Annotated in this window: 19 protein-coding genes; 6 read left to right on the forward strand and 13 right to left on the reverse strand. The window is 60.8% G+C overall.

All coding sequences use genetic code 11. From position 1 onward, the window contains the following. Positions 1-99 precede the first annotated feature (99 nt). The 3 genes from ACR0NJ_RS15680 to hslO are packed head-to-tail and all read right to left on the reverse strand — an operon-like array spanning position 100 to position 2,826. On the reverse strand, positions 100-1,254 hold the full coding sequence (locus ACR0NJ_RS15680) for a CCA tRNA nucleotidyltransferase (protein ID WP_480818070.1): 1,155 nt from the start codon (positions 1,252-1,254) through the stop codon (positions 100-102). Beyond that, positions 1,251-1,865, reverse strand: a complete 615-nt coding sequence (locus ACR0NJ_RS15685; protein ID WP_480818071.1) for a CoA pyrophosphatase — start codon at positions 1,863-1,865, stop codon at positions 1,251-1,253. Before ACR0NJ_RS15685 ends, ACR0NJ_RS15680 begins: the two co-directional genes overlap by 4 nt. Continuing rightward, complete coding sequence (gene hslO / locus ACR0NJ_RS15690) at positions 1,840-2,826, reverse strand: Hsp33 family molecular chaperone HslO (RefSeq protein WP_480818072.1); 987 nt, start codon at positions 2,824-2,826, stop codon at positions 1,840-1,842. The genes ACR0NJ_RS15685 and hslO overlap by 26 nt, the downstream gene beginning before the upstream one ends. A gap of 76 nt (positions 2,827-2,902) precedes the next feature. Between hslO and ACR0NJ_RS15695 the strand changes: the two genes are divergently transcribed. Next, on the forward strand, positions 2,903-3,346 hold the full coding sequence (locus ACR0NJ_RS15695; protein ID WP_480818073.1) for an NUDIX hydrolase: 444 nt from the start codon (positions 2,903-2,905) through the stop codon (positions 3,344-3,346). Here ACR0NJ_RS15695 and ACR0NJ_RS15700 read toward each other — a convergent pair. Then, positions 3,343-4,614, reverse strand: coding sequence for a PP2C family protein-serine/threonine phosphatase (locus tag ACR0NJ_RS15700; protein WP_480818074.1), 1,272 nt, complete (start codon positions 4,612-4,614; stop codon positions 3,343-3,345). The two genes, ACR0NJ_RS15695 and ACR0NJ_RS15700, sit on opposite strands and share 4 nt — an antisense overlap. Before the next feature lie 147 nt (positions 4,615-4,761). Between ACR0NJ_RS15700 and ACR0NJ_RS15705 the strand changes: the two genes are divergently transcribed. Further along, complete coding sequence (locus tag ACR0NJ_RS15705; RefSeq protein WP_480818075.1) at positions 4,762-5,091, forward strand: Hpt domain-containing protein; 330 nt, start codon at positions 4,762-4,764, stop codon at positions 5,089-5,091. On the opposite strand, the gene ilvA is transcribed toward ACR0NJ_RS15705, so the two are convergent. Further along, a complete protein-coding gene (ilvA, locus tag ACR0NJ_RS15710; protein WP_480818076.1) occupies positions 5,088-6,314 on the reverse strand; it encodes a threonine ammonia-lyase IlvA in 1,227 nt (408 codons plus the stop codon). The genes ACR0NJ_RS15705 and ilvA overlap by 4 nt on opposite strands. Positions 6,315-6,463: 149 nt before the next feature. Next, entirely contained in the window at positions 6,464-7,087 is a 624-nt protein-coding gene (locus ACR0NJ_RS15715) for a hypothetical protein (protein ID WP_480818077.1), read from the reverse strand. A 90-nt stretch (positions 7,088-7,177) separates the two neighbouring features. On the opposite strand from ACR0NJ_RS15715, the gene ACR0NJ_RS15720 reads away from it, so the two are divergent. The 3 genes from ACR0NJ_RS15720 (at position 7,178) to ACR0NJ_RS15730 (ending at position 9,191) form a co-directional block, all read left to right on the forward strand. Continuing rightward, positions 7,178-8,404, forward strand: coding sequence for an argininosuccinate synthase (locus tag ACR0NJ_RS15720; RefSeq protein ID WP_480818078.1), 1,227 nt, complete (start codon positions 7,178-7,180; stop codon positions 8,402-8,404). A gap of 26 nt (positions 8,405-8,430) precedes the next feature. Beyond that, the gene (locus ACR0NJ_RS15725) at positions 8,431-8,835 is read left to right on the forward strand and encodes a DUF1810 domain-containing protein (RefSeq protein ID WP_480818170.1); all 405 of its coding nucleotides are present in this window, start codon (positions 8,431-8,433) and stop codon (positions 8,833-8,835) included. A gap of 74 nt (positions 8,836-8,909) precedes the next feature. Beyond that, on the forward strand, positions 8,910-9,191 hold the full coding sequence (locus ACR0NJ_RS15730; protein ID WP_480818079.1) for an SCP2 sterol-binding domain-containing protein: 282 nt from the start codon (positions 8,910-8,912) through the stop codon (positions 9,189-9,191). Here ACR0NJ_RS15730 and ACR0NJ_RS15735 read toward each other — a convergent pair. The 6 genes from ACR0NJ_RS15735 to ACR0NJ_RS15760 form a co-directional block, all read right to left on the reverse strand. Beyond that, a complete protein-coding gene (locus ACR0NJ_RS15735) occupies positions 9,188-10,120 on the reverse strand; it encodes a 3-hydroxyacyl-CoA dehydrogenase NAD-binding domain-containing protein (protein WP_480818080.1) in 933 nt (310 codons plus the stop codon). The two genes, ACR0NJ_RS15730 and ACR0NJ_RS15735, sit on opposite strands and share 4 nt — an antisense overlap. After that, on the reverse strand, positions 10,120-10,869 hold the full coding sequence (locus tag ACR0NJ_RS15740) for an SDR family NAD(P)-dependent oxidoreductase (RefSeq protein ID WP_480818081.1): 750 nt from the start codon (positions 10,867-10,869) through the stop codon (positions 10,120-10,122). Before ACR0NJ_RS15740 ends, ACR0NJ_RS15735 begins: the two co-directional genes overlap by 1 nt. Then, positions 10,866-11,657 (reverse strand): SDR family NAD(P)-dependent oxidoreductase, encoded by a 792-nt coding sequence (locus ACR0NJ_RS15745; RefSeq protein ID WP_480818082.1) that lies wholly within the window; start codon positions 11,655-11,657, stop codon positions 10,866-10,868. The genes ACR0NJ_RS15740 and ACR0NJ_RS15745 overlap by 4 nt, the downstream gene beginning before the upstream one ends. Next, positions 11,654-13,189: a choline-sulfatase gene (gene betC / locus ACR0NJ_RS15750; RefSeq protein WP_480818083.1), complete on the reverse strand. Its 1,536-nt coding sequence runs from the start codon at positions 13,187-13,189 to the stop codon at positions 11,654-11,656. The genes ACR0NJ_RS15745 and betC overlap by 4 nt, the downstream gene beginning before the upstream one ends. After that, a complete protein-coding gene (locus tag ACR0NJ_RS15755) occupies positions 13,186-14,325 on the reverse strand; it encodes an aromatic ring-hydroxylating oxygenase subunit alpha (RefSeq protein WP_480818084.1) in 1,140 nt (379 codons plus the stop codon). The genes betC and ACR0NJ_RS15755 overlap by 4 nt, the downstream gene beginning before the upstream one ends. Before the next feature lie 102 nt (positions 14,326-14,427). Continuing rightward, a complete protein-coding gene (locus tag ACR0NJ_RS15760) occupies positions 14,428-15,435 on the reverse strand; it encodes a GlxA family transcriptional regulator (protein ID WP_480818085.1) in 1,008 nt (335 codons plus the stop codon). 179 nt (positions 15,436-15,614) lie between these two features. Between ACR0NJ_RS15760 and msrA the strand changes: the two genes are divergently transcribed. Next, on the forward strand, positions 15,615-16,286 hold the full coding sequence (msrA, locus tag ACR0NJ_RS15765; protein ID WP_480818086.1) for a peptide-methionine (S)-S-oxide reductase MsrA: 672 nt from the start codon (positions 15,615-15,617) through the stop codon (positions 16,284-16,286). Here msrA and ACR0NJ_RS15770 read toward each other — a convergent pair. After that, complete coding sequence (locus tag ACR0NJ_RS15770) at positions 16,283-17,155, reverse strand: ribokinase (protein WP_480818087.1); 873 nt, start codon at positions 17,153-17,155, stop codon at positions 16,283-16,285. The two genes, msrA and ACR0NJ_RS15770, sit on opposite strands and share 4 nt — an antisense overlap. Between the last annotated feature and the right edge of the window lie 3 nt (positions 17,156-17,158).

Raw genomic sequence — 17,158 nt, forward strand, 5'->3', positions numbered from 1 at the left:
CCAGATCCCGTAATACATTCGCATGCCTCCCTCCAAATCAGGTACAGGCGCACGTAACCACAAACGCGCGAATTTGTCATCCCCTTTTGAGACTTCCCGCTATTCTGACAGCAGATCGTCGCGGGTCAGGGCAAATCCCGAGGCGATCCAGCGCGCCTCCAGCTCGGCCAGTTTTTTGCCTAGCGCGGGGCCGGTGAAATCGGGGATCAGGTCTGCGGCCTTGATCGGGAACCGGGCGGCGGCCCCATGATGCAGCGCGGTTTTCAGGTCGTCGGACCATGGCTGTTCCAGAAAGGCGTAGCGCAGCAGGGTTTCGTGCAAACCGCCCTCATCCCCGTACCGGTACCCCAGTTCGGCAACGCTGGTTGTCCCGGCGGCCTCGTCCCGCATTCGGGTCAGGCGCTGCAGTTGCGCGCGGCTAAGGCGCAGAGTGGCGGCGTCCTCTGGCGTTGCGATCGCGGCCAGTCGGCGCACTGGGTCCGGTGTCGCCCCTGCGGCCTGTTCCAGATGGATCAACGGGGCCAGCGCCCGGTCATCCGCCCCCGGCAGCAGCTGCGCCAAAACACCGGCGCTGCGCATTGCCGCCACGGACGGGGCCGGATCGGGCGCGCCCAGCAGTTTCAACAATTCCGCCCCGACCCGTTCGCGAGACAACCCTGCCAAGCCTTCCAGATTTGCCGAAATCGCCGCCAGCGCGTCGGCATCGAACCCGGCCTCGGGGTTGCCGTACCAAGCGTGAAACCGGAAATAACGCAGTGAGCGCAGATAGTCCTCGCGAATGCGATGCGCCGCCGTTCCGATGAAACGCACATGCCGCGCCTCAAGGTCCGGCAGGCCGTCAAGCGGGTCTAACACGGAGCCATCGGGCCGGGCGTAGATCGCGTTCATGGTGAAATCGCGCCGCGCCGCGTCTTCCTCGACCGTGTCAGAAAACGCCACAACGGCGCGCCGCCCGTCGGTTTCGACATCGCGGCGGAAGGTGGTGATCTCGTGCGGGATGCCCTGGCTGACCACGGTGATCGTGCCGTGATCCATGCCGGTTGGGATCGCCTTGAGACCCGCGCCTTGCGCCAGTTCGACCACCCTGTCCGGGCGCGCATCGGTGGCGATGTCGATATCCGAGACCGGCGCGCCCAGCAGAGCATTGCGCACGCAGCCACCGACAAACAGCGCCTGCGCGCCTGATCCGGTCAGAGCGGCACATACCGCCTGAGTCGCAGGTTCCGAAACCCACGGCGCTTTGATCTGCTTCATTCACTCACCCGTGCTGCCAGCCCCCGCAGGATGCGAGCCGTCGCGCCCCAGATGTAATAGGGACCGAAGGGCACTGTGAAGTATTTTCGCCTGTGGCCACGCCAGCGGCGCGACTCGATCAGGTAGTTTGCCGGGTCCAACACATGAGAGAGCGGCACCGAGAACACCTCATCCACCTCGCCCGGTTCGGGGATGACCTGAAACGGCTGCCGGATGATCGCAACCACCGGCGTGACCGAGAACGAGGTCACCGTTTCATGCGTCGGCAAAAAGCCCAGAACCTCGGGCAAGTCCCGGGGCAGGCCGATTTCCTCTTGCGCCTCACGCAAGGCGGCGGCGGTGACATCCACATCGCCTTCGTCCTGCTTGCCGCCCGGAAAGGCGATCTGGCCGGGATGGTGTTTCAGGGCCGAGGACCGTTTCGTCAGGATCAGACGCGGCGCGTCGCCTGTGACCGAGATTGGCACCAGAACCCCCGCCGGGCGCAGCTTGCGCCCTGGCGGCAGAACGGTTTCCGGGTTCAGGTCAAAATCGCTCGACCCGTGACCGGGGCGGCCCAAAGCCGCCCGGATCATGGCGCTGGGGTCATGCACCTGTAGCATCATCGGCATCGAACCCGACCGTCGCCGGATCAAGGACGTAATGCGCGCCGCAGAACTGGCAGTCGGCGGTCACATCGCCCTCGGGCGTGGTCATCTTTTCGATGTCCTTGGCCGAATAGATCGACAGGCTTTGGCGCACGCGATCCTCGGAACAGGTGCAGCCGAACTGCACTGCCTGCGCGTCAAAGACCCGCGGGCCTTCCTCGTGAAACAGACGGATCAGCAGGTCGGTGGGTGCAACCGAAGGGCCGATCATTTCCAGGTCCTCGACCGTATCCAGCAGGATGTTGACGCGGCCCCAGTTCTCACCCTCTTCCCCGTCGACCAGATCGGCAGCGGTGAGGATTTCCCCGGTACCCTCGCCTGATGCGGCAAAGGGTGAGGCTTTGGGCATATGCTGCAACATGATCCCGCCCGCGCGCCAGTGTTCACCGACACCGGGCTCGGTCGATTTGCCGAAGCTCAGGGAAAACCGGGTTGGCAACTGCTCGGATTGGGCAAAATACGCCTCGGCGCAGGCGCTGATCGAGCCTCCGGCAAGGGGCGTGATCCCCTGATAGGGCTGCGTGCCCTCGCCCTGATCAATCATTATGGCGAAATAGCCCTCACCCACCTGATCGAAGGGCGCGCTGTCGGTCAGCCGATCCCGGTCGAAGCTGGCATAGGCGCGAATGCGGGCTGGTTCACCCTCGACCTTCGGGGCGTAGTAATCGGTTGCGATCATGCGCACCGCGCCCTTGGATTGCACCTGCAGCGACAGCTTCCAGCGCAAGGATACCGTCTGGCCGATCAACGCGGTCAGCAGGGCCATCTCGGCCACCAGCGCCTCGACCTGTTCGGGATAGTCGTGCTGCTTCAGGATGCCGTCCAGCACGCCATCCAGCCGGGCCACGCGGCCGCGCATATCCGATACATCGAGTTGAAAGGGCAGGACGGTATCGTCCCACGCGATTTTCGTTCCAAGAGACATGGGGTTTCCTTACACGCCACAGGTTGGCATACCGGCACCATATAGGTCGTACAGATTGGGTTGTAAGGGGCCATACATGATCAGACGGTTCGGTGAAAGCCCCGAAGCCGGGCGGACGTATACTCGGCGTGTCGGCGTCTATGCCCTGCTGCCGCGCGGCCGGCATCTTTTGCTGACCTGCCAGACCGAACCGGGGCCGGATCTGCAATTGCCCGGCGGCGGAATCGACCCGGGCGAATCGCCTGTCACCGCCCTGCACCGCGAAGTGTTCGAAGAAACCGGCTGGCTTGTGGCTGCGCCCCGCCGCGTCGGCGCGTTCCGCCGCTTCACCTATATGCCGGAATATGACCTGTGGGCCGAGAAAATCTGCCTGATCTACCGCGCCCGCCCGGTGCGCCGAATGGGCCCGCCCTCCGAGCCGTTTCACGAGGCGCTTTGGATGGACTGCGCCGACGCGGTAGAGTTGCTTGGCAATGACGGCGACCGCCATTTCGCCCAACAGCATTTGAACGAGCTTTAGGGGCCGTTATATTCGAAGAACACCGCCGACACATCGTCATCCGTCCCGCTGCCGGGGGACAGGGTCTCGGACAATCGCCAAAACATATCCTCCAGAAACTCGGGGCCGCTCTGCCCTACCGCGCACTCCTGCGCCATCCGGCGCAGCCCGTCTTCGTCGAGCATTTCGCCATCCGCCATCTGGCATTCGGTAAACCCGTCGGAATACAGCAAAAGCTTGTCGCCGGGGTTCAGATGCGTTTCGATCTGCTGAAAGGACACATCCGGCAGCAGACCGATGGGCAATCCGCCCTCACCCAGAAACTCTGTGCTGCCATCGCGGCGCAACAGCAGCGGGTGCGGGTGCCCCGCCTGCACCATTTTCAGATGCCCATTGCGCAGGTCCACAATGGCGTAAACCATGGTGAAGTACTCCTCGACCCCGGCATCGGCCATCAGGCGACAATTGAGCATTTCGGCCACTTCCTCGGGCGGCAGCAGAGCATAAAACTTGTTGAACCGCTTTTCCATCGCGACGTTCTGATCGAAATGCGTGCTGGACAGATAACCGCCAAGCCGCGCCGTCATCATCGCCGAGGTGATGCCGTGGCCGGACACGTCGATACTGTAAAACCCCAGCCGGTTGACGCCGGGTGAGAACATGCCCACCAGATCGCCCCCAATATGGCCGCAGGGTTTCAGCAGCAGGCTGACCCGCGAGTTGCCGAACGTGCGGGTCAGTTCGGGCACCAGCGAATCCTGAATTTTACGCGCCTGAATCAGATCCTTGTCGATCGCGTCATGGGCAAGCTTCAGTTCCTCCAGCGCCGATGCGATCATCTTGTTTTTCTCGGACAGTTCGCGCTGCATATCCAGAATACGGGCGCCGGCCGAGATACGCGCACGCAGCTCATCCGCCTCAAGCGGTTTGATCAGGAAATCATCGGCCCCGGCATCCAGCCCCTTCGCCACCTCCTGCTTTTCGCTTTTTGAGGTCAACAGGATGAAATAGCTGTATTGCTCGGTCTCCAGCGCGCGAAAGGCGCGGCAGAATTCCAGCCCGCTCATGCCCGGCATGATCCAATCGCTCAGCACAAGGTCCGGCGGATCGCCATCGCATAAGTTCAGCGCGGCCTCGCCATTATCGGCCTCCAGCACCTCAAAGCCCCATTTCTTGAGCGAGGCCACCAGAATGCGGCGCTGCAAACGGCTGTCATCAACGACCAGAACCTTGCGGATCGCGCCGAAGCCCTGATCGGACCTGACATCCTTTGGAAAGGTCTGTGACACTGTGAAAACCCTGCGCTGCGTTCCCTGACCCGACAGCGCGACCCTATCGCGGGCGAGTTTAACATCCGGTGAAGGGCTTCGCTTAACCGCCTGTTTACTGGCGGAGGGCTACCTTCCGGCATGAGCAATCCGATGCAGGGGGCGGCCATGATTCACTGGCCCAGGGTCAGACAATTGCGGGACGAGGTCGGCGCCGAGGAGTTTGACGAGGTGGTCGACATCTTCCTGGACGAGGTGCAGGAGGTGATCGTGCGCCTGCAAAACGACCCCGCACGGCGTGATCTGGAACAGAACCTGCATTTCCTCAAGGGCAGCGCGCTGAGCCTTGGGTTCGATCGGTTCTCGAAACTTTGTCAGGATGGCGAACGCCGCGCCGCCGCAGGGCAGCCTGCGGATGTGGATATCCCGGCAATCCTTACCGCTTATGATGAATCGAAATCCGTCTTTCAGGCCGACCTGGCCCGGAACCTGCTTTAGATCACGAACTGGGCCAGCGTCTCATCCTCGGTGATGTCGGTATAGGTAAACCCGGCCTCGTCCAGATGCGCGAACAGGCGCATGAAATTCTCGGGCTTGCGGGTTTCAATCCCGATCAGGACCGAGCCGAAATTGCGCGCCGATTTCTTCATGTATTCGAACCGGGCGATATCATCCTCGGGTCCGAGGATGTTCAGGAACTCTTTCAACGCGCCAGGGCGTTGCGGCAGGCGCAGGATGAAGTATTTCTTGACGCCCGAGTAACGCTGCGCGCGTTCCTTGACCTCGGGCAGGCGTTCGAAATCGAAATTCCCGCCCGAGGTGACGCAGACCACTGTCTTGCCGCGAATGAAACTCTGCACATCGGCAATGGCTTCAATCGCCAGCGCCCCGGCGGGTTCCAGCACGATGCCTTCGACATTCAGCATCTCGATCATGGTGGTGCAAATCCGGTCCTCGGACAGGACCAGCACGTCCGAAAGGTGACGCGATTTCAGCAACTCAAACGGCTTCGCGCCGATCCGGCCCACCGCCGCGCCATCGACGAAATTATCGACGTGATCCAGCGCCACCGGATGCCCCGCCGCCATTGCCGCATGCAGGCAAGCCCCGCCTTTCGGTTCGACAAACAGGCAATGGGTCCGATCCCCGAACCACGTCGCCACGCCCGAGGACATGCCGCCCCCGCCCACCGGCAGGATCACATGATCCGGCAGCCCGCCCAGTTGTTCCTCGATCTCGACCGCCAATGAGGCCTGCCCCTCGATCACATCCTCATCATCGAAAGGCGACAGGAAATGCCCGCCCTGCTGGGCACACCATGCCTGCGCGGCAGCCAGAGTGTCATCGAAATAGTCGCCGGACAGGTGGATCTCGATATTCTCCCCGCCAAAGATGCGGGTTTTCTGGATTTTCTGCTGCGGTGTCGTGACCGGCATGAAGATCACACCACGCACGTTCAGATGCTTGCACATGAACGCCACGCCCTGCGCGTGATTGCCCGCGCTGGCACAGACGAACAGATCCTGCCCCTGCTGCTTGCGCATCGCGTTGAACGCACCGCGAATCTTGTAGGACCGCACCGGGCTGAGGTCTTCTCGTTTCAGCCAGATATCGGCCCCGTAGCGATCAGACAGATGGGCATTGCGCTGCAAAGGCGTCGCCGGAAACACAGAGCGCATCGCCTGTTCGGCGGCGCGGGCGCGGGTCATGAAATCGGTCATGGGGGCTCAGTGCCGTATCCGAAGAAAAAGAGCAACAAAATGAAGACAACGCAGTATGACATCTTTCGGCTATCACGGCGGTATCGGGTCGTCCTCACATGTCAGCATGGATTTTGACACAGATGATCACAGCGCGAAAACCCGCGTTCTTAATCCGTAATGGAGATACTCCGAAGAATTATGTCCTGCTTCATAGTGGCTCCGTTCACGTCGTCGCCATGAAACAGCGTCCACCCGTAGTCGTCAGGCAACGTATGGTAGCGCACTTCGATTAAGTTGATTTTTCCCGATGGGATAGAAATAGTTGTTCTTTTGACCGTGGCTTCTTTGAAGACAAAACGATAGTCGCCACGTTCTCGAAAGTAACTATTCTCGTAAGTCTCTGAGTTTTTCTTGGTCGACGCGCAGAGGCCATTGATTTCCGTCTCAAAAGCTCGTCCCCAGGATTGTCCGGTATCACCAATGCTCACCACGAACGGGCACTTGCCTTGCAGTTTACAACTCGTTTCTGTTTCCAACTCAAACGAGGAAAACCCTGGAACTGACAGTAGTATTTTGGAGCCAATATTCTGAATATGAAAGGTTGTAGGGCCGCAGTCGAAAACCTCTTGCGCCACCGCCGTCTTCCCAAGTAACGGCAACAATCCTGCCACGACTAACGGCAAAGCAAAGGTTGTTCGAAACGTGGTCATTGATTTCTGGCGAAAGCTTCTGAACAACATCCTGAAAACCGCCCTCTCAACCAATCCTTGTTCTCTTTCCGCCCGTTTCACCTTAATTCCCGCCTGCGGTCAACGCACATAACTTGCCCCCGCGTTCAAAACCCGCTAGGGGCCAAGCGTTCTACGCATAAAGGAAGTCAGATGTCCGCGCCCAAGAAAGTTGTTCTGGCCTATTCCGGTGGCCTCGATACCTCGATCATTCTGAAATGGCTGCAGACCGAGTATGGCTGTGAGGTCATCACCTTCACCGCCGATCTGGGTCAGGGCGAGGAGCTGGAACCGGCACGACAAAAGGCCGAGATGCTGGGGATCAAGCCCGAGAACATCTATATCGAGGATATCCGCGAAGAGTTCGTCCGCGACTTCGTCTTCCCGATGTTCCGCGCCAATGCGCTGTATGAGGGGCTGTACCTGCTGGGCACTTCAATCGCGCGGCCGCTGATCTCGAAACATCTGGTCGATATCGCCCATGCCACAGGGGCCGATGCGGTGGCGCATGGTGCAACCGGCAAGGGCAATGATCAGGTCCGGTTCGAACTGGCGGCTTACGCGCTGGAACCCGATATCAAGGTGATTGCGCCGTGGCGCGAGTGGGACCTGACCAGCCGGACCCGCCTGATCGAATGGGCCGAGGCGCATCAGATCCCGATTGCCAAGGACAAGCGTGGCGAGGCTCCGTTCTCGGTCGATGCCAACCTGCTGCACACCTCGTCAGAAGGTAAGGTTCTGGAAGACCCCGCCGATATGGCCCCCGACTATGTCTATCAGCGCACCGTCCACCCCGAAGACGCGCCGAACGAGCCCGAATTCATCGAGATCGGCTTTGAAAAAGGCGACGCGGTCAGCATCAATGGCGAGGCGATGAGCCCCGCAACGCTGCTGACCAAACTGAACGAATACGGCGGCAAGCACGGCATTGGTCGTCTGGATCTGGTCGAAGGCCGGTTCGTGGGCATGAAATCGCGCGGTATCTACGAGACACCGGGCGGCACCATCCTGTTGGAAGCGCATCGCGGCATCGAATCCATCACCATGGACCGCGGCGCGATGCATCTGAAAGACCAGCTGATGCCGCAATATGCGGAACTGATCTATAACGGCTTCTGGTACTCGCCCGAGCGTGAGATGCTGCAGGCCGCCATCGACAAGTCGCAGGAACATGTCACCGGCACGGTGCGGGTGAAGCTGTACAAGGGTCTGGCTTCGACCGTGGGCCGCTGGTCGGATCAATCGCTTTATTCCGAGGAACATGTGACCTTTGAGGATGACGCAGGTGCCTATGATCAGACCGACGCGGCAGGCTTCATCCAGTTGAACGCCCTGCGCCTGAAGCTGCTGGCCGCCCGCGACAAGCGTTTGTCCAAGTGATCGACGAGGACGACAACGAACTCGATATGTTTATCGAGGCGCAGGACACGGTGTGGGCCGATGTCCTGCGTGAGTTGGAACAGGGGCAGAAAACCAGCCACTGGATGTGGTTCGTGTTTCCGCAACTGGCCGAACTTGGCCGGTCGCACATGGCGCAGCTTTACGGGATCGAGGATCTGGATGAGGCGACCAGTTATCTGAACCACCCCGAACTGCGCCGCCGCCTGACCGAAACCGCCCGGTTGATGCTGCTGCACCAAGGGCGGGACGCCAGCGAGGTTCTGGGCGGGATTGATGCGAAAAAGCTGCGCTCGTCCATGACGCTGTTTTCCTCGGTTCCGGACGCTCCGGCTGAATTTCAGGCCGTTCTGGATGCCTTCTACGGCGGACAGCCCTGTGAGCGGACGGTTGAGATTTTGCGGAACCCTTAAGTTCCAGTTGGGTCATCCTTGATTGTGCGCATGCCCTGCCTTTACCCATGGGTCAATGGCATGAGGGGATTGCGATGCTGCAGGATATCGCTGACGGGATTCAAAAGGGACTGAATGGCAAAAGTTTCGACGGCTCGCTGAAATTCGATTGCGGTGAGGCCGGGGTGATAGTTCTGGCCGACAATCAGGCGACGACGCAGGACCGCGACACCGACTGCACCATCCGCATCTCGCAGGACAATCTGTCCAAACTGCTGACCGGCAAGCTGAATCCGATGACCGGGGTGGCAATGGGCAAGCTCAAGATCTCGGGCAATATGGGCGTTGCGATGAAGCTGGGACAGTTATTGGGCTAGGCTCGGCGCAAATCGGCGATGGATTTCTGCATCGCTACGATCAACGCGTCCCTCTGCGCGGATAATTCCTCTGGGGTCCTCCCTTTGGCCTGCGTCGCGACGCCATCTGCAAGCTGTTTCGCCACATCGTCGGTCAGATGAACCTGACCCAGATCGTCCCACCACCCGTTGAACGTATCGGTAAAGTGGTCGCAGAACGCTTTCAGCCCGCCTTCGCCAGCGCCCAGGTTGAACAGCATGGTCGGCCCCATCGCCGCCCATCTGACCCCCGGCCCGGCCCAGACCGCCTTGTCCACATCCTCGACCGAGGCGACGCCCGAGACCACAAGATGAATCGCCTCACGCCACAGCGCGGCCTGCAGCCGGTTTGCCACATGACCCGGCACCTCTTTGTTCACGCGGATCGTGGTCTTGCCAACACTTTCGTAAAAGGCCTGCGCGGAGTCGACCACGCCATCGGCTGTTTTCTCATTCCCCATCACCTCAACCAAAGGGATCAGATGCGGCGGGTTGAACGGGTGCCCCAACACAAAGCGCGATGGATCAGACCAGCCCGGTTGCATCTGGCCCAGCGTCAAACCCGAGGCAGAACTGGCGAGGATGGCGTCGGGGTCCAGGGCAGGCTCGATCTCGGCGAATATGCCATGCTTGATCGGTAGGCGCTCGGGCACGTTTTCCTGCACAAACCCGGCACCCTGCACCGCGTCCGCAGCGCTAAGATGAAAGCTGATCGCGTCGGGGGTGCCGTTCTTAGTCAGGCCCAGCGCACCCAGTGTAGGCCATGCGGTTTCCACATAGTGGTGCACCTTGCGTTCAACCTCAGGGTCCGGGTCAAACAAGGCAACCGAGCGCCCCGATGCCAAAAACAGCGCCGCCCAACTGGCCCCGATAACCCCACCGCCCAGACAAGCCGTGTGCTGTATGTCCATCAGAACAATCCCGGATTTAGAGGTGAGGCCGCCGTCAGGCCGCCATCGACGGTGAACAACTGGCCTGTGGCAAAACCGGCTTCGTCCGAGGCCAGCCAGACCGCCATGCTGGCGATATCCTCGGGCCTGCCAAAGCGGCGCATGGCATGGCGCGCGATGGCGTCCCGGCGCGCGGCCCCGGGGTCCTGGGCAAGGTCGAACCCGGCGTCCAGCATGCCGGTTTCAATCCAGCCGGGGCAGATTGCGTTGCAGCGCAGCCGGGGGCCATGATCAACAGCAATGGATCGGGTCAAGCCATGCACAAACGCCTTTGACGCATTGTAAAGCGCCATGGACGGATCGGCGTTTTGCCCCGAAATAGAGCCGATATTGATGATTGAACCCCCATCGGATATCCGAGGGATAAACGCCCGGCACAGGTTGAACACGCCCCGGCAATTGGTGCCGATCACCGCCTCCCAATCCGCATCCGTGCTGTCCACGACGGTCTTTTCCACCTGAACGCCCGCGTTGTTCACAAGGACGTCCGTGCCATTGGTGATCCGGGCCAGTTCTTCGACCGCAACCGCATCGGTGACGTCCAACTGATACCACTGGACGTTCTGACCCAGCCCTTCGGGCCGTGACCCCCGGCCACAGGTCGTGACCGTTGCACCTTCGCGGGCAAATGCCTCGACAATCTCGCGCCCGATGCCTTGCCGCCCGCCCGTGACCAAGGCCCGTTTCCCTGCCAGACGCAGCGTGCTCATAGCTTCATCTGCTGAACCTGCGCGCTCAGCCCTCCGTCCAATACCCACAATTGACCGCTTGCGTATCGCGCCTCGTCCGAGGCCAGCCAGTTGACGAGATTGGCGATGTCCTCCGGCGTGCCATAGCTGCGCAGCGGGTGCACATCGCGCACGGCTTGCTGTAACTGGTCGATGGTCTTGCCGCCGCCGCCCGAACCGTCACCAGTGAAAAAGCTCTGCAACATGGGAGTGTCGACATAGCCCGGGCAGATCGCGTTCACGCGGATACCCTCGGGCCCGTGATCGCAGGCCATCGCGCGGGTCAGGGCGTGAATCGCGCCCTTGGTGGCGCAATAGGCGGCGAGGCCGGGATCGGCGATAAACCCGTCATAGCTACCGAAATTGATGATCGAGGCGGTGCCACCCGAAGCAGCCTTGCGCATCAACGGCAGCGCGTGTTTCGAGGTTAGGAACGTGCCGGTCACATTCACCGCAAAAGACAGGTTCCATTCCTCAAGCGTGGTCTCTTCGATGGTCTTTTCGATCTCGATCCCAGCAGCGTTGACCAGAATGTCCAGCTTGCCTGCCTCGGCCCCGACCTGCTCCATTGCGGCGATTACATCTGCTTCCTGCGTGACATCCAGTTTAACGAAGATGCTGCCGTCGTCGTTATGGGCCGCCAGAGACCCCTCGGGCGTCAAATCGGCAGAGTAAACCCGCGCGCCTTCGCGCAGGAACCGGGCCACGATGGCGCGCCCGATGCCGCCGCGCCCGCCGGTGACAAGGGCGGTTTTGCCGTCCAGCATCATTCTTTGCCCTCCTTCAATGGCGGATAGCGATAGCGGATCGCGGCAACGGTCCAGTCCATGTGGTTGCGCACATATTCCTGCGTGGCATCGCGTGGCGGATTGTAGTCCCAAGGCTCGCCAGCGCCCGCCTCCATCGCCGCATGCAGCGCACGGCGGGATTTCTGCGTCGCGATCACATCAGCCCGCAGTTTTTCACTGTCCCAGCGTTGGGCAACTTCGGCGGCAAAACCGGCAGCAGAATCGGCATAGGCGGGATCATCTGCTACATTCACCCGTTCCAGCGGATCGGCGGCCAGATCGTACAATTGCGGCGGGTCCGGGTCGCAATGAATATATTTGAGCGACCCGCGCCGGATCATGAACACCGGATAGGGCGTCATCTCGGCGCAATATTCGCCGATGGCTTCGTCCACCGGGTCACCCTCGCCCCGTGCCAGAGGCATCAGAGAGCGCCCGTCAACCGGTTCGCCGTAATTTGCATCGGACCCGCCGGCAATGTCCACAAAGGTTGGCAGCAGATCGACAAGGGAACAGGCGTTCGTGGCTGCTCCCTGCGCAACACCAGGCCCTGCCATGATCAGAGGCACGCGGGCCGAGTACTCGAAGAAGTTCATCTTGTACCACAGCCCCCGCTCGCCCAGCATGTCGCCATGATCGGCGGTGATGATGACGATTGTGTTGTCCAGCTCGCCGATATCCTCAAGCGCCTGGACCATCGCGCCAACTTTACTGTCAAAGTAACTGACATTGGCCAGATAAGCACGGCGCGCGCGGCGGATTTCTTTTTCGGTCAGAGGGACATAGCTCGCCTCGATCCCGTCCATCACCCGATGCGAGAACGGGTCCTGTTCTTCGGGCGTCAGGGTGAATTCGGGCATTGGAACGTCGACATCCGCATATAGATTCCACCAGTCCGGCTTGGCCACATAAGGGTCATGCGGGTGGATGAAACTGGCGACCAAACAGAACGGGGCCTCCTCCCCTGCGGCGCGATCCCGGCCCCGGTCGATCAGCCAGCGGCGGGCGGCGAACTCGACCTCATCATCGTAATCGGTCTGGAAGGTGGCGATAGCCTCACCGCTTTCCTTGACCGTCTGCATGTTGTGATACCACTTGTCGATCCGCTCATCCGGGGCTTCCCAATCCGGGGTCCAGGCGAAATCGGCGGGGTAGATATCGGTGGTCACCCGGTCCTGAAACCCGTGTTTCTGATCGGGACCGACAAAATGCATCTTGCCCGACAGGCAGGTGCGATAGCCCAGCGCCGTCAGGTAATGCGCAAAGGTGGGAACCGAGGCGCGAAACTCGCTGGCATTGTCATAGGCGGCAATCCGGCTGATCAACTGCCCGGACATGAAGGCAAATCGCGACGGCGCACAGAGCGGCGAATTGCAATATGCCGCGTCAAACCGCATCCCCCTTGCTGCCAGCGCATTCATATGAGGGGTCTTGACCACGGGGTGGCCGTACGCGCCGCAAAACTGCGGTGCCAGTTGATCGGCCATGATCACAACGATGTTGGGCCGCCTCACGGCGCGGCCTGTGCGTAGGCGTCCAGCACCAGCCCGTGGAAGTGATGCACCGCATGTTCGGATTTGCCCGAGCCGTTCGGGTCATGCACGATCCGGCCTTGCGTGAAGGCTGGTGTGCTCATCCCCCGTTGCACACTTTCGACGATGTCGATGTCTTCACGTTGCAGAACCTCGTCGAGATAGCGGATGGCTTCCCTCTCGGCCGCGTCCGGTTCCGGGGTTTCAAGGAAGAAATCATAGGTCTCCAGCGTTCGATCCGGACCCATAGGGATGATATTCAGCACGATCATCGAGGACCGCCCGGGATAGCGCATCAGGCAGGTTGTGGGCCAAAGCCACCAGACCGCATGGGTGCGCACGGTGGCATTGGACACGTCATAGGCGGTGTTTGCACCCTTGCCCGCCTCGGCCATATGGCTGGAGTAGATGCCGTAGGTCGTCACCTTATAGGTGTCCATGTCGACCAGATCGCAGAAGTCCTTATGCGCGGTTGGGCAGTGGTAGCATTCCAGAAAATTGTCGACCACATTCTTCCAGTTCGACTTGATGTCATAGGTTAGACGATGGCCGAAGGTGAGGTTCTCGATATCCGGGGCCCAGTGGCGGATTTCGGTTTCCAGATTGCCTGAGACCTCATGCAAAGGTTCAGCATTTGGGTCTAAATTTACATAGATGAAGCCTGCGAATTCTTCGACCTGCACCTGATCCAGACAGATGTCCTTGGTGCTGAACTCTGCCAGATTCTCCGTCTCGGGCGCGCGGACCAGTTGGCCGTCCAGCTTATAGGTCCAGGCGTGGTAGGGGCACATGATGCGGGTGGTTTCGCCCTCGCCCGACAGCAGGTGATGGGCGCGGTGTTTGCAGACATTGTAGAAGGCGCGCAAAGTGCCCTCGCGGTCGCGCACCACGGCAATGGGCCGCCCGGCGATTTCGACCGTCATGTACGAGCCCGGATTGCGCAGCTTTTCGACGTGGCAAACCCATTGCCATGTTTTGGCGAGGATCTCGTTCAGATCGACCTGATGCCATGCCGGATCGACATAGGCCTCGGCCCTTAGCGAGCTGGTGTTGAACGGATCGGGGCTGTATCCGTCAGAGATACGCTGGAACTGGGTTTCAGAGGGCAACTGGCGCATGGTCGACTCGGATAACTGATCTTTGGCGCATATGATCTGCTGAAAGCCTGATCTCTCCTTAACAATATTGGCCGCGGTTTTAATTTATATGGACGTTCATCCCTAGTCCCGGCGCGTGCGGTGCATCGGCCAGGCGCGGAATTCGAAGGGAACGCGCCCCTCGATCCGGTCCTGACTGGGCGGCAGGCCAAACCTGTCCTTGTAGGACCGGCTGAAATGCACCGGACTGGCAAAGCCGGAGGCCAGCGCCACCTCGGCCAGCGGCAATTCGGTCTGAGTCACCAGCCCGCGCGCCCGGTCCAGACGAATGTCCCGGTAATAGAGCGCCGGGGTTTTGCGGATATAGATGGCGAACAACCGGTCCAGCTGACGGTGCGACAGGCCCGCCTGCTGGCAGATCTCGGGGATCGGGATCGGCTCTTCCAGATTGGCCTCCATCACCTGAATCGCTGCCCGCAGCTTGGCAGGCACGGTCGAGCCCAGCGGTTCGCTGCCGCTGGGCTGCTGCATCTCAGCCGGGCCGCGCAGCCGGTCGTGGAAAATGTACCGGGCGGCTGCATTGGCCATCGCGCTGCCATGGATGCCCTGCACAATCTGCAGCGCGAAATCAACCGCCGCTGAGCCGCCACAGCAGGTGAGGCGGTTGCCGTCCAGTACATACAGGTTTTCCACCACCTCAACGCCCGGAAAAAGCTCCTGAAAGGCGTCAAGATGTTCATAGTGAACCGTCGCCCGCCGCCCTTTCAGCAACCCGGCCTGCGCCAGAATGAACGCCCCGGTGTCGAGCGCGCCCAATGTTGCGCCGCCGCGTGCCCAGTGTCGCAGCGCGGTGCCCAGCTTTGTCGTCTGGTGTTTTTCGGGGGTCCAGCTTGCGGACACGATGACGATGTCAGCCTGGTCCATCGTCAGAGGGTTGGTTTCAATGCCCTCGCCATTGCTGGCCACGCAAAAACCCCCAGTCTCGGACACGATATCCCACTGGAAATAAGACCGACCGTCCAGATAGTTGGCCGCCCGGAACGGGTCGATAAAGCCCATCGTCGCGGCCATGTTGAAGTTGGGCGCAACAATTACCACCAGCCGTGTTTCAGCCCGCGCGGTCTGTGCCATCCCGTCCTCCAAAGCCCATTTTGCCTTGCCGATCAGAAGATGCTTTTTGGCGACGCCGTGCAAGTCAGGCGCCGCACAGCAGCGACGATAAACTCGTCTCACCAGCGCGTTATAAACCATGTCAGGCAATTGCAACGGGCCTAAACATTGGCCACCCTTGGATCAAAAGGAGACCTGCCATGACACGGACTGCTTACCTCGACAACTTCAAAACCGCCCTTCTGTTTACCTTGATCGCCGTGGCCGCAATGCTGCGCGCGCTGCCAGCCCCCGCCGCCGGAACCGAGACGCTGACAGTGGCCGGTGGGTGCTTCTGGTGCGTCGAATCCGATTTCGAATCCGTGCCCGGCGTGATCGGAGCGGTTTCGGGCTATACCGGCGGCAAAGCGGCAAACCCGAGCTATGACCAGGTGTCGAAAGGCGGCACCGGGCATTATGAGGCGGTTCAGATCACCTTTGACCCGGCCCGCGTTTCACGTGCAACGCTGCTGAACATGTTCTTCCGCTCGGTCGACCCAACAGATGCAGGCGGTCAGTTCTGCGACCGGGGCGACAGCTATCGCACGGCGATTTTCGTCTCTAACTCAGGGGAAAAGGCGCAGGCAGAGGCCGCAAAATCAGCGGCCCAATCCGCCCTTGGGCAAAAAGTGGTCACGCCGATCCTGCAGCAATCGACCTTTTACCCGGCCGAGGCCTATCATCAGGATTACTACAAGGGCGACAAGCTGGTCTTCACGCGCTTTGGTCCCAAACGCCAGAAGAATGCCTACAAAGCCTACCGCAAAGCCTGCGGGCGCGACGCCCGGGTTAAGCAGCTTTGGGGCACGGATGCGCCCTTCGCCGGGTCTTAATCAAACCGGGCGTCGCGTACCTCTTGCAGATCGGGGATGACATCTGCCGTGCCGTGCCGCGTGACCATCAGGGCCGCGGCACGGTTTGCCTGCAGGATGGCCTGTTCGATTGGCATGCCGCGATCCATGCCCGCAAGAACGTAGCCGGTAAAGGTATCGCCCGCCCCGGTCGTATCCACAGGCTGCACCTTATGGGCCGCAAACTCCATCGGATCACGGCCCTGTTGCAGATACCGCGCACCTTTTGAGCCCAACGTCACAATCACATGGCGCACCGGCAGATCAGCGGCGTCCAGACCGGTGTCCTGCCGCAATTGTTCGGCTTCGACCTCATTCAGAATCAGGAAATCCAGATAGGGCAGTACCGTCTGCACCGCCCGCGCCTGAAACGGGGCTGCCGCATAGCAGACCGTCAGGCCCAGCCTGTGGCCCAGCCGCGCGGCATCAACCTGCGCGTTGGTTTCGTTCTGCATCACCAGAATGTCGCCGGTATTGGCCGAGGCCAGCGCCTGCCCCACCTGCCCGACCTCCAGCGCGTGGTTTGCACCGGGATAGAGCACGATCAGGTTCTCGCCCTGCGCATCGACCGCGATGATCGCGTGGCCGGTGGCGACATCCGCCTCGACAATATGCCGGGTGTCGACACCATATTCCGTCAGCCGATCCTTCGCCCAGCGCCCATCCGAGCCAACCGCGCCAATATGGCTAACCTGCGACCCGGCGCGGGCCGCCGCCACCGACATATTGGCCCCTTTCCCGCCCAGAAACCGATCCAGACCATTGGCGGCAAGCGTTTCACCCGCCGCAGGCAAATGCGGCAGGTCGTAGACCATATCGGCGTTGATTGAACCCAGATTCCAGATCGTCATGGC

The sequence above is a fragment of the Ruegeria sp. F11 genome, assembly GCF_056533855.1.